This window comes from Neobacillus sp. BF23-41, from assembly GCF_041106275.1.
Map to the genome: position 1 here is coordinate 1 of NZ_JBGBPR010000027.1, position 13,032 is coordinate 13,032.

General features: G+C 40.7%; 9 protein-coding genes and 1 pseudogene. All 10 read left to right on the forward strand.

Going from position 1 to position 13,032, the window contains the following annotated elements; genetic code table 11:
• Positions 1–310 precede the first annotated feature (310 nt).
• A complete protein-coding gene (locus tag AB7942_RS25420; RefSeq protein WP_369449014.1) occupies positions 311–1,546 on the forward strand; it encodes a Zn-dependent hydrolase in 1,236 nt (411 codons plus the stop codon).
• Positions 1,547–1,732: 186 nt separating this feature from the next.
• On the forward strand, positions 1,733–3,202 hold the full coding sequence (locus tag AB7942_RS25425) for a PstS family phosphate ABC transporter substrate-binding protein (RefSeq protein ID WP_369449015.1): 1,470 nt from the start codon (positions 1,733–1,735) through the stop codon (positions 3,200–3,202).
• A gap of 280 nt (positions 3,203–3,482) precedes the next feature.
• Positions 3,483–4,142, forward strand: a complete 660-nt coding sequence (gene atoD / locus AB7942_RS25430; RefSeq protein ID WP_369449016.1) for an acetate CoA-transferase subunit alpha — start codon at positions 3,483–3,485, stop codon at positions 4,140–4,142.
• The gene (locus tag AB7942_RS25435) at positions 4,142–4,807 is read left to right on the forward strand and encodes a 3-oxoacid CoA-transferase subunit B (protein ID WP_369449017.1); all 666 of its coding nucleotides are present in this window, start codon (positions 4,142–4,144) and stop codon (positions 4,805–4,807) included. Before atoD ends, AB7942_RS25435 begins: the two co-directional genes overlap by 1 nt.
• Before the next feature lie 87 nt (positions 4,808–4,894).
• Positions 4,895–5,122: pseudogene (locus tag AB7942_RS25440) on the forward strand (thiolase family protein); the annotation flags it as partial.
• Between the two features lie 394 nt (positions 5,123–5,516).
• A complete protein-coding gene (locus tag AB7942_RS25445) occupies positions 5,517–6,956 on the forward strand; it encodes a GntP family permease (protein ID WP_369449018.1) in 1,440 nt (479 codons plus the stop codon).
• 56 nt (positions 6,957–7,012) lie between these two features.
• Entirely contained in the window at positions 7,013–7,798 is a 786-nt protein-coding gene (locus tag AB7942_RS25450; protein ID WP_369449019.1) for a 3-hydroxybutyrate dehydrogenase, read from the forward strand.
• 128 nt (positions 7,799–7,926) lie between these two features.
• On the forward strand, positions 7,927–9,348 hold the full coding sequence (locus AB7942_RS25455) for a sigma-54 interaction domain-containing protein (protein WP_369449020.1): 1,422 nt from the start codon (positions 7,927–7,929) through the stop codon (positions 9,346–9,348).
• 131 nt (positions 9,349–9,479) lie between these two features.
• A complete protein-coding gene (locus tag AB7942_RS25460) occupies positions 9,480–11,096 on the forward strand; it encodes an ATP-binding protein (protein ID WP_369449021.1) in 1,617 nt (538 codons plus the stop codon).
• A gap of 185 nt (positions 11,097–11,281) precedes the next feature.
• Entirely contained in the window at positions 11,282–13,030 is a 1,749-nt protein-coding gene (locus AB7942_RS25465) for an ABC transporter ATP-binding protein (protein WP_369449022.1), read from the forward strand.
• The last annotated feature ends 2 nt before the right edge of the window (positions 13,031–13,032 follow it).

Consider the following 13,032-nt stretch of genomic DNA (forward strand, 5'->3'; position numbering starts at 1 on the left):
CACCGTTCGTGGACAAATGTCCACGAACGGTGCCTGACACCTTTTTATATTTTGTGATGTTACCAATACATACAAACTATAAAACATTTTGTGTGTAAGATTTGATGTTTTGTCTAATGACAGGTCTAGGCAGTGGTGTATAATTAGGTTATTGACTGAATATTTACATAAATTTAGCAATAAGCTCACCTTGGGTCTTAGGACTGCTTCATAGTCGAAAGTCTGCAAATTTACGTATTTATACTCCACGAGATTTTTTAAACATTGAATTATGCACTTAATCTCAGATAAAAAAGGGGAGTGTTTAATCATGCAACGACAAAAATTATTGATTAATGGAGAAAGACTGAAGACGACATTGGAACAATTTGCAAACTTTGGCCGGACAGAAAACAATGGGGTCACAAGGTTGTCTTTATCAAAGGAAGATATTCGGGTAAGAGATTACTTCCGTTCCTGTTGCGAGGAATTAGGGTTGACAGTCAAGGTTGATGATATGGGCTGCATGTATGCGACACTGGCTGGAACAGAAGATAAGCCTCCAATTCTTATTGGATCCCATTTGGATTCGGTGAAAAAAGGCGGCCGTTTCGATGGTGTCTTAGGGGTAGTGGCTGGATTAGAAGTGGTTCGAACGTTGGTCGAGAATCAAATTAAACCACAAATTCCAGTAACGATTGTTAACTTTACGAATGAAGAAGGTGCGCGGTTTGAGCCTTCAATGATGGCTTCTGGTGTACTCTCTGGTAAATTTGAGAAGTTAGTTATGTTAAAAAAGGTAGATTCAGAGGGAGTTACTTTTGGGGAGGCTTTAAAGTCGAGCGGGTACGAAGGCGATGTGGAGAATCGATTGAAAGAGGCATCGGCCCTTTTAGAGCTCCACATTGAGCAAGGCCCAATCCTTGAAAAGGAAGCACTCACAATCGGTGTCGTCGAATGTGTAGTGGGAATGGCTTGCTATGAGATTGAAGTAACAGGGGAATCTGACCATGCCGGCACAACTCCAATGAATATGAGAAAAGATGCCTTGTTTGCCACTAATAACTTAATCAATGAAATCCGCAGGCGGTTAGGAGTTTTAGATGAAGATTTAGTCTTCACGATTGGCAGAGTAAACGTGTACCCAAGCATCCATACGGTCATTCCGAACAAGGTGGTCTTTACTCTTGAAGCACGCCACAAGGACATGGAAATTGTCCGCACGGTTAAAAACTTCATCGAAGCACTTCCGAATTTAAAGTCGTTAAATGAAGGCTGTGAGGTAAAAACAACAAAATTATGGGATCGGGACACGGTTTGGTTCGAACCAGAAGTCTGCCAACTTTTAGAAGAATCGGCACGGTCGCTCGGCTACTCTAATAGAAGAATGGTAAGTGGTGCCGGCCATGATGCGCAATTCATTGCGAGCTTTGTTCCAACGGCTATGCTATTTGTCCCTAGTATTAACGGCAAAAGCCATTGTGAAGAAGAGTTAACCACTTGGGAAGATTGCGAAAAAGGGATCAATGTTTTATTAGATACGGTTTTAACGATGATAGCAAAATAGTTTTTAATTAAATAAGCTAGTTTTAAAGGGACCTTTTCGTGATGCGGAAGGGTCTCTTTTTTTTTTTTTTTTTTGGTGATCTTTTTTTTAAAAAGTTCTGTATTGTAAAATTTGCCAATAAAGTGTAAAATTACACTATTATTTATTAACGATGTAACTACTTTGTTGGTAAAAAGGAGCGTTGATATGGGGAAAAAAGTAAAGTTCATATTGTTGTATTTTGGGATTGTGCCGCTTGTAGTTTCATTTGGAGAATTAGCAATACTGATGGAGTTTGATCATATCCTTTTAGCATCATTGCCTGTCTTGATTATCTTCGGATGCCTTGCTGGGTTTCTAGCTAGTAAAAAACTCCTTAAGCAGGCCAACTTGAAAGACTATCTGATCCTTGTCCTTGTTCTTGTTCCTCTTGCCTATACAGCAGTATTGTGGGCTGTATTTATGCTGATAAGCAGCGGGTTTTACGGAGGTGATGCTTGGTTGTACTATAGTATTTTTCATCTGGCCTTCGCACCAATCTATTTTATGGCCATCCTTTTGGGGGAAGGAAGATTATTTCTGTGGGCACCGTTAGCCTATGAATTTTCCTTTGTTTTAGGAGTATTGTTTGTCGTGTTGAAAAGGAGGTCACGCCCAGCCTTTAATAAAAAGCAACTTCTGTCTGTTGTGTTGGTGTTTGTGCTTGCAATGGGTACGGGTGCGGCTGTTCAATGGCACCGTAGTCAAACGGTCCTGCCATCGTATGGTTTTAAATATGGAGGGGGATATTCTAGTACGGATCTCTATACTTATGATGTTAACAACCCAGATAATATCCTGCCAAAGCTGAAAACTGCCTCAACCTTTACAATCAAAAACCCGAGTGAAATGCCTATTTTAGATGGAGCGGAAGCGGCGTTCCCGGTTTATTCTGCCTTTGCCAATGCAGCCTATGAAAATATCGAAAAGGTTTATCAAGAATACGGGGAGGTCGTCACCTTCACCAATACGATTTATGCTTATGAACGGCTTTTAACAGGAGATGTCGATATATACTTTGGAGCAGAGCCATCGAAACAACAGCAGCAAATGGCGAAAGAGGCAGGAAAAGAACTGGTTATGACCCCGATTGGTAAGGAAGCGTTTGTCTTCTTTGTTAATCCCGACAATAAGATTGATAGCTTAGCTGTTTCAGAGATTAAAGACATCTACTCGGGAAAAACAAAAAACTGGTCAAGATTCGGCGGCAAGAACGAAAAAATTATTGCCTTTCAACGCCCCGAAAATTCAGGAAGCCAAACCCTGTTGGAGAAAATAATGGGCGATACGCCAATTATGAAGCCCCTGAAAGAAGATGTACCTGAAGGGATGGGCGGGATTATTGAACAGGTTGCTGATTACCGAAACTACGACAACTCGATTGGTTTTTCATTTCGCTTCTTTGCAACCGGAATGAAGGCGAACACTGACATTAAACTACTTGCTATTAATGGGATTGAACCAACTCCTGAAAACATCGCGAGCGGTAAATACCCATTCACCGCCTCCCTTTACGCAATAACAGTGAAGGACAACAAAAAAATGCGAACAATCCAACCATTCCTGGAATGGATGCAGGGGCCACAAGGCCAAGAACTAGTGGAAGAGATTGGCTATATTAAAGTTGGGAAGGAATAGGGTATTAAAATAGGGTGTCAGGCACCGTCCGTGGACACTTCGTCGATTTGTCCACCTGACGCGCGCACTTACCGTTAATTTATAGGAAGAATAGTACTGTTTGGACAAAAAGTGAGGGGCACTTGGATGCACTTCGCTTTTTATTTTGCTCCTCGTAATTTTGATTTTCATAAAACTTCGGACATCGCCTTAAGGGACTCTATTTTTGGCACACTTCTTGCATATTAAATGAGTGTAACTAACACTAATTTCATTTAATTCTTTCAGGAGGTGCGTTAAAGTGAATAAAATTATTTCAATAGAGGAAATTTCCTCCATTCTGACAGATGGAATGACCATTATGGCAGGTGGGTTTATGGGGGTAGGTACACCACAAGAACTGGTAACTGCCATGCTTGAAGCAGATGTGAAGGATTTAACGCTAATCGCAAATGATACCGCTTTCATAGGAACGGGTGTAGGACCATTAATTGTAAACAAACGAGTAAAGAAAGTAATTGCATCACATATTGGCACAAACCCTGAAACCGGCAAACAAATGATTGCAGGTGAACTGGAAGTGGAACTAGTTCCCCAGGGAACACTTGCTGAACGCGTTCGCGCGGGAGGCTCTGGCCTTGGCGGAGTGTTGACTCCTACCGGTGTTGGAACTGTAGTCGAAGAAGGCAAAGAAAAGATCACCGTCGATGGCCGTGAATATTTACTCGAAAAACCGCTTCGCGATGAAGTTGCCCTGCTAAAAGCATATAAAGCAGATAAAGCGGGCAATTTGGTTTATCATCGTTCGGCCCGGAATTTTAACCCATTGATGGCCTTGGCGGCAGATCTCGTGATTGTTCAAGTAGAACAAATCGTTGAAGTTGGAGAAATTGACCCGGATGAAGTAATGACACCCGGAATCTTGGTTGATAAAATTTTCGTTCAGGGAGGTAGTCGATAATGATTAATACGCTCGTGAATCCAAAACAAGTGATCGCTGCTCGTGTTGCGAGGGAATTGCAAGATGGAGATGTAGTTAACCTGGGGATTGGACTGCCGACTATGGTCCCAAACTACCTGCCTGAAAATGTTAACGTCATTCTCCAATCTGAAAATGGATATATTGGACTCGGGCCTGTAGACGGAGATATTGATCCGGATTTGGTTAATGCGGGTGGGCAGCCTTCGGGTATTAATCCAGGAGGTGCGTTCTTCGACAGCCTTTTCTCATTCGAATTGATCCGTGGAGGACATGTGGACGTAACGGTCCTTGGAGGATTAGAGGTTGATGCGAAAGGCAACCTTGCTAACTGGATGGTTCCTGGAAAAATGGTGCCTGGTATGGGTGGAGCAATGGATTTAGTTACTGGAGCCAAGAAAGTTATTGTAGCAATGGAACATATGGCCAAAAACGGATCATCCAAAATATTAAAACAATGTCGATTGCCTTTGACTGGAAAGGGCGTAGTGGACCTGATTGTGACCGAACTAGCGGTCTTTCGTGTAACAGCTGAGGGATTGGTGCTTGAAGAACTTCAAGATGGTGTCAAACTTGATACCGTTAAGGAAAAAACAGAAGCTGCGTTTACGATCAATCCAGCTATCTTAAAAGCAAAAAACGGTTAATTAATGCGGAAAAGTATTCAATTTTTTGCAAATAAAGCAACCTACAACTTATTAGTACAGGATGGAAAGGTTTATGCGTGATGTTGTGTAAGTGCTGTTCGTACAGCGATTGGTAGTTTTATGGGGGCATTAAGAAACACCCCCGCCCCAGAATTAGGTGCGACTGTGATCAAAGAGGCCTTAAATCGTGCAGGTGTAACCGGTGAACAAGTGGATGAAGTCATCATGGGAAACGTGCTTCAAGCTAGTCTTGGTCAAGGTCCTGCCCGTCAAGCTTTCATCAAAGCGGGTTTGCCTATTGAAGTTTCTTCGATGGGGCGGCTGCCCTAGTTCTGATGATAGAAAATGAAAAGTAAATCGAGTTTCATAGATTCCGAGGGATTAGGCATTTATCAAATGCTGTTAAAGCCAGTGTTTTAAATAAACTGATTCCGAAAAAACGGAAAATTCCGGATTCGCGGAATCCGACCGCACTGAATTTTCCGAATTTACGGAATCATAAACGAAAGAATAAAAGGTGGTTTTTGGCAAGGTATAGTTATAAACTTTTAATTTAGTATAATACTTGTATGATAATAAAGAAATTTACATTTGAGAAATTAATAACCAATTTTGGCACGGAACTTGCATTTTATTAAGTGAACTTCAGCCTGTAAACGCTTACTAAGGGATGCTGAAGCTCATACAAAAATTAAAAAGGGGGATTTAAATGCAATTATTAATTATTCTTTTGTCGCTTGGCCTGTTAATGTTTGTTGCCTACCGTGGTTTTTCTGTTATCTTATTTGCTCCACTCTGTGCTCTTTTAGCTGTTTTACTAACAGACCCGAGCCATGTATTACCGTTCTTTTCCGGCGTGTTCATGGAAAAAATGGTCGGATTTATTAAATCATACTTCCCAGTTTTCTTATTAGGAGCTATTTTTGGAAAAGTGGTTGAAATGTCAGGGATTGCAGAATCGATTGCGAAAACGATCGTCCGTCTGCTCGGTGCGAAACGTGCGATGCTAACCATCATCCTATTGGGCGCCATTTTAACTTATAGCGGCGTAAGCTTATTCGTAGCTGTATTTGCTATTTACCCATTTGCAGCTCAAATGTTTAGAGAAGCAAATATCCCAAAACGCCTTATTCCAGGAACGATTGCCCTTGGTGCATTCACGTTCACAATGGATGCTTTACCGGGAACACCGCAAATTCAAAACGTTATTCCAATTCCGTTCTTTAAAACAGATATTTATGCGGCTCCAACTCTTGGAATTATCGGGGCTATTTTCGTCTTAACGCTAGGCTTGCTTTATTTAGAGATGAGAAGGAAGAAGGCAGCAAAAGCAGGTGAAGGTTATTATGGTTTTGAAGCCGAAACTGCCGCCGCTTTGGACCTGGCCGAATCAAATCAAAATGACGCAGCTGTTCCAGATTTAACAACTAATCAATCTGTTTTAAAACAAATTATGGCGTTTGTGCCGCTTGTATTGGTAGCGGTTACGAATAAACTCTTCATTACTTATATACCAAAATGGTATCCGAATGGATTTGATTTTTCTGCGATTGGCTTAAAAGCATATACAGTAGATGTACCGGTTGTTGCAGCGATTTGGGCAATTGAAATGGCGCTAGTCGTTGGAATTATCACATCACTTGCCTTTGATTGGAAGCGAGTAACGGTAAACTTTAAAGAAGGATTAAACCTAAGTATTGCCGGAGCCTTGCTTGCAACGATGAATACAGGTGCCGAATACGGTTTTGGCGGAGTTATTTCCTCACTTCCGGGCTTTGCAAAAATCAGCGATGGAATTTCTAGTACCTTTACGAATCCACTTGTAAATGGTGCGGTTACAACTAGTTCCCTTGCAGGTATTACTGGGTCCGCCTCAGGTGGTATGGGGATTGCGCTAGGAGCGATGGCTGATAAATACAATCAGGCGATTGCAGCAGCGAATATTCCACCAGAAGTAATGCACCGTGTCGTCGCGATGGCATCAGGTGGTATGGATACACTTCCACATAACGGAGCCGTCATTACCTTGCTTGCAGTTACAGGTTTAACGCACAAACAATCATACCGTGACATTTTTGCTATTACAGTCATTAAAACATTAGCCGTTTTCGTCATCATTGGTATCTACACCTTATTTGGGATTATCTAAAATCGTTGCTATAAATATAGAAAAATAGGTTTCTAATTATTAAGGAGGATGCTCGTATGAGCAAGTCATTAGAAGGAAAAACAGCATTTATTACAGGGTCTGCAAGTGGGATTGGATTAGAAATTGCGAAGACCTTTGCGATGGAAGGCGCAAAAGTGGTGATCTCAGATCTAAATGCTAGTAAAAGCGAAGAAGTGGCTGCTGAATTAAGGGAGCAAGGATTTGAAGCGTTATCGGCGCCATGTGATGTGACCGACGAGGAAGCATTTAAAAATAGTCTTCAGTCAGCTTATAAAGCGTTTGGCAGTATTGATATTTTAGTCAATAATGCAGGTATGCAGTTTGTATCACCAATTGAGGAATTTCCCACTGAGAAATTTGAATTGCTGGTAAAAATCATGTTAACCGCCCCATTTATTGGGATTAAACATGTATTCCCAATCATGAAGAAACACGGCTTTGGAAGAGTAATCAATATGGCTTCCATTAATGGGGTAATCGGATTTGCTGGCAAGGCTGCCTACAATAGTGCCAAACACGGCGTCATTGGTTTGACAAAGGTTGCGGCATTGGAAGGCGCCGCCGACGGAATCACCGTTAATGCTTTATGTCCTGGCTACGTTGATACCCCGCTCGTAAGAAACCAATTGGGAGATTTGGCTAAAACAAGGAATGTCAGCTTAGACAGTGTAATTGAAGAAGTACTCTTCCCGCTGGTTCCACAAAGAAGGCTATTATCCGTAACAGAAATTGCGGATTATGCGGTTTTTTTAGCAAGTGATAAAGGAAGAGGCGTTACAGGTCAAGCAGTTATTCTAGATGGCGGCTACACTGCACAATAATTCCAAAGAGAATCCTATTCGATTGATCGAATAGGATTTTATTATTGTATGAAAATGCTTCCAGTCGCTCAAACAAACGTCTAAATTTGGTATAATTTGAATATCTAATGTGCAAAGGTGGGAAAAGAATGTACCAAGGATTTGAGAAGATCCCCCAAAATTGGCATGAACAAATGATTCATCTATTAGCGGAACGAATCATAGTCGTCGATGATAATGGTATTATTCTTTATATAAATGAGGCGTATTGCCAGTTTTTAGGAACGACGATTAAAGATGCGATCAACCGACCTGTACAGGATGTCATCGAAAATACCCGCATGCACATCGTTGCCAAAACAGGACAAAAAGAGCTTGCTGCTCTTCATCCGATTAATGGAAGTGAAATGATAGCAAACCGTTTCCCGATAATTGAGGATGGTAAAATCGTCGGAGCGGTGGGAACAGTCATGTTTCGTTCCCCTGAGGAATGGCGAATGTATAGAACAAAAATACAGGGTCTAGTAGAAGAATTAAAGTACTATAAAACCAAACTGGAAAAAGAACTGAAAAGTAAGTACCAATTCAATGATTTAATTGGAAAAAGCTCTACTTTTCTAGCAACCAAAAAACTAGCAGAAAGAATATCAGGAAGCAACTCATCCGTTTTACTGATCGGGGATTCTGGCACGGGTAAGGAATTATTCGCTCATGCCATTCATAATAGCAGCATGCGTGCCTCCTTACCCTTTGTTGCGATAAATTGTGCTTCAATACCTGAACATTTACTAGAATCGGAACTGTTTGGTTATGATGACGGTGCGTTTACAGGAGCAAAGAAAGGCGGAAAGAAGGGGCAGTTCGAAATTGCCAACAATGGTTCAATTTTTCTAGATGAAATAGGCGACATGCCACTTTCGATGCAAAGTAAGCTTTTGAGGGTGTTGCAGGAAAAAGAGATTCAGCGAGTCGGAGCTCAAAAGTCTATTGCAGTAGATGTGCGAATCATTGCAGCAACACACCGGGATTTAGAGAAGCTGGTGGAAGAAGGAAAGTTTCGTCAGGATTTGTATTATCGATTAAATGTCATCAAAATAGAAATTCCCCCTCTTAGAGAACGAAAAGAGGATATTCCGCTAATCTCTCAAAGCTTATTGAAAAAGTTAGAGGGGAAATTTTACCGCAAAGGAATTGAGCTATCTACTGTGGTAGAAGAGAGACTAATGGAGCATTCATGGCCGGGAAACATCCGGGAACTTGAGAATGTCTTGGAACGATCCATCAATATTCTGGATGGGAAAACGATCGAAATGGTCCACCTGCCATTATACTTACGTGACATGGAACCGGAGACTAACTTTGTTAAGGGAGCTAATACCCAGAATCTTGAGAAGACACCAAAACCGCTATTACCGATTTTATCATTAAAAGAAACACTTGCTCATGCCGAGAAGAAAGCCATTTTAAATGCATTAGTGGTGACAAATGGCAATAAGCAGGAGGCCGCTAAACTACTGGAAATTGGGAAAACTAGCTTCTATGAGAAATGTAAATTGTATTCAATTAAATAGTAAATATTATCTATATAAAACTATTTGAAATTCTATTTTAAAATGAAAATTATTACTATGGTAATAGGCATAACACTAGTTTATGATAAGAGAGAATATTAAGGAAACCGTTTAGAATGGGTGGAAGTAACTTGATCCTGTTAGACTATATTGTTAATCTCGCAATTTTTTCACTGCTGGTAAGTACACCTTTAGTCATCTTCTCGTTCATCAAGCATAAACCATTTAAGCAAGTTCGCCTTTGGGGATCCGTGTATGCGGGAGTGGTTTCCTTGCTCCTCGTTATGCTGTCATTTCAACAACAGGGGTATTCATACGATATTAGGTATGCACCTGTTATTCTTGTTTTTGCCTATCTTGGACCACTCGCCGGATTCATTACTGGGCTAATTTCATTACTCGCAAGACTGATGACAAGTGGTCATTGGTACCCGGCCATTATCGGGTGGGTAAGTTTGATGATTGGTTTTTCAGTAATCCACTTCTATATTAAACGTCTCACAGCTTTAAAAAGAAGTTTTATTTTATTTGCTGCCTATATGGTGATTTATGGGATCACTGTTCTCACGTTCAAAATATTTATGAATGAACCTATCTTTCATTTTCAATATATAGTGTTTGTAATGATAGGAGTATTCATAGGAGGATTACTTATTGAGTCTTATGTCAATCTCCATAGATTGAATAATCGTTTAACAGATATGTATAAGATGGTAGAGGCAAGTGAATCAAAATACCGCCTCATTGCTGAGAATACTTCAGACCTCATCCTGGTTATCGATAAAAAGCAGGCGATCAGTTACTTCTCCCCTTCACACGAGATTGTTTTAGGGTACAAAAGCTGTGAGCTTGAAAGTTTCGAATTAGACTCGCTAGTACATCCGGACGATGTGAATATGTTCAGAAGTAAAATCCAAATGATGTATGAAAATAAAGAATCACAATCGATGGAATTCCGCTTAAAACACAAAGAAGAGCATTGGATTGAATTTGAGTCACGCTGTATGCCTGTTAAAGGAGAACACGATTCTATTAAGAATATTGTTATTATTAGCAGGGATGTCTCTGAACGGAAAAAGGCGGAAGACATTCTTTTGCGCTCTGAGAAGTTATCGATTGTCGGGGAATTAGCAGCAGGTGTGGCTCATGAAATACGAAATCCTCTAACAACCATAAAAGGCTTCATGCAGCTTTATAAAAGAGACGATAGTTCGATTGATGAATTGCTTCTAAGTGAACTGGATCGCATTGAAACCATTACAAGCCAACTGCTTACGCTGGGAAAACCACAAGCAGTGGAGTTAAACCGGACGAATGTCTTAGAATTGATTGAAGAGACACTTGTGCTTTTAGCCCCTGAGGCGATGATGAGTAATATCCAATTTAAACTCAAGTTTGAAGAATGCGCTTACTTTATTACATGTGAGAAAAATCAATTAAAGCAAGTCTTCCTTAATATCCTAAAGAATGCCATGGAGGCTATGAAAGAAGGGGGAGAAATTCAAATCCAACTTCGAAAAGGGCCAGAAGATGAGTGTATAATAACTGTTCAGGACCAAGGCTGCGGGATTCCAGAAGAACTCCTGCCTCGATTAGGCGAGCCGTTTTATACATTGAAAGAAAAGGGAACAGGCCTCGGACTTATGATTAGTCATAAAATTATCAAACAACACCAAGGAAGTCTTACTTTTAATAGTAATGGCATAAAAGGTACTATGGTCGAAATAAAATTACCATCTGCAAGTTGAGTATGATTATTTGGGTGTCAGGCACCACCCGTGGACATTTGTCCACGAGCGGTGCCTGACACCTTTTTATGCGTTTCCGTTTTTCGATAGTTCATATTCAATTCATATATTCTTTGTATAATCGAGTTTGTAATCGAAATGTAGACTTGAAATTAACGTGACCTATAGAAGGGATGTAAATATAAATGTCTGAAGTAAAGAGTCAAAGGGGTTGGCGCCAATTTATTCGATTGGTTCAACATACCAATCCGTCTAAATTGCTCCTTGGTATCGCCCTTTTATTAAGTGTAGGTACCACATTAGTGGGACTATTGGTCCCGCTGTTTACTAAAAATCTTATTAATGATTTTTCGATTAGTTCTTTAAGTACGGGTAGGATTATTCTTCTTGTTACTGCGCTTTTACTACAAGCAGTGGCTAGCGGGATATCCATCTATTTATTAAATCATCTCGGCCAATCAGTTGTGGCCGGGATTCGAGACCGTTTATGGAAAAAGCTGCTCGTCTTACCGGTACCGTTTTATGATGAAAATCAAACCGGCGAAACCGTCAGTAGAATGACCAATGATACAGCCGTGGTCAAAGGATTAATTACCGATCATCTTGCCAATTTCCTATCAGGAACGATTTCCATCATTGGTTCGATTGTTGTTTTGCTGCTATTGGATTGGAAAATGGCTTTGCTCATGTTTATAGCACTGCCGCTTGCTGCAGTAATATTAATGACACTTGGAAGAAAGATGCATCAGGTGTCAAAAGGGATGCAAACCGAAACAGCACGTTTTACCTCAGTTCTCCAGCAAGTTTTATCAGAAATACGATTAGTTAAAGCTTCCAACGCCGAGGCTATCGAGTATAAGAATGGTAAAAACGGGATCACCCAATTGTTTCAATATGGCTTGAAAGAGGCGAAGATTCAAGCATTAATCACCCCCCTGATTGGTTTAGTGATCATGGTATTACTAGTCGTCATTCTAGGTTACGGTGGAATGAGGGTATCATCGGGTGCATTAATGGCGGGTGATTTAGTTGCTTTTATTATGTATTTGTTTCAAATCGTCATGCCAATGGGGCAATTAGCCGCCTTCTTTACCCAATTTCAAAAAGCAACCGGTGCCACAGAACGAATTATCGCCATCATGGATATGAACGAGGAAGAAGACCATTCGAATCAGGATGTTCATAATGTGAATCAATCGATCACTGTAGAGGATCTGAACTATTCTTATAAAAATGGGGAAGACGTACTTAAGAATATTAGCTTTTCCGCAGAAGCAGGCAAGGTGACTGCGATTGTCGGTCCAAGCGGGAGCGGAAAAACGACCCTATTTTCTTTATTGGAGCGTTACTATCAACCGCAACAAGGCACTATTCGTCTGGGGCAAGAACCGATTAACCACTTCTCCCTGTATTCCTGGAGAAGTCAAATTGGCTATGTATCACAGGAAAGCCCGATTGTTGTGGGAACGATTCGTGATAATATTTGTTACGGAATGGATAAAAAAATTGAGCAAGCAGATATCGAAAGGGTGGCAAAAATGGCCTATGCGGACCAATTTATTGCGGAGCTGCCAAACGGGTATGATACAGAAGTTGGTGAAAGAGGAATAAAGTTATCGGGTGGGCAGCGTCAGCGGATTGCGATTGCTCGTGCCTTTTTAAGGGATCCCAAAATATTAATGTTAGATGAAGCAACTTCCAGTCTTGATAGCAAATCAGAACGTGTTGTTCAACAGGCATTGCAAAATTTAATGAAGGGAAGAACCACCCTCGTAATTGCGCATCGTCTGTCAACGGTGATCGATTCTGATCAAATTATCTTTTTGGATAAAGGGAAAATTACCGGAAGCGGTACACATGAACAACTTTTAAGAACTCACTCCTTGTATCGTGAATTTGCCGAGCAGCAATTACGGATCAACGAACCTGCTTAATA

Bases quoted from the DNA above. Each gene is read 5' to 3' on its own strand.
- AB7942_RS25420 (WP_369449014.1), top strand. From the start codon at position 311: ATGCAACGACAAAAATTATTGATTAATGGAGAAAGACTGAAGACGACA.
- AB7942_RS25455 (WP_369449020.1), top strand. From the start codon at position 7,927: ATGTACCAAGGATTTGAGAAGATCCCCCAAAATTGGCATGAACAAATG.
- AB7942_RS25450 (WP_369449019.1), top strand. From the start codon at position 7,013: ATGAGCAAGTCATTAGAAGGAAAAACAGCATTTATTACAGGGTCTGCA.
- AB7942_RS25435 (WP_369449017.1), top strand. From the start codon at position 4,142: ATGATTAATACGCTCGTGAATCCAAAACAAGTGATCGCTGCTCGTGTT.
- AB7942_RS25465 (WP_369449022.1), top strand. From the start codon at position 11,282: ATGTCTGAAGTAAAGAGTCAAAGGGGTTGGCGCCAATTTATTCGATTG.
- AB7942_RS25445 (WP_369449018.1), top strand. From the start codon at position 5,517: ATGCAATTATTAATTATTCTTTTGTCGCTTGGCCTGTTAATGTTTGTT.
- AB7942_RS25425 (WP_369449015.1), top strand. From the start codon at position 1,733: ATGGGGAAAAAAGTAAAGTTCATATTGTTGTATTTTGGGATTGTGCCG.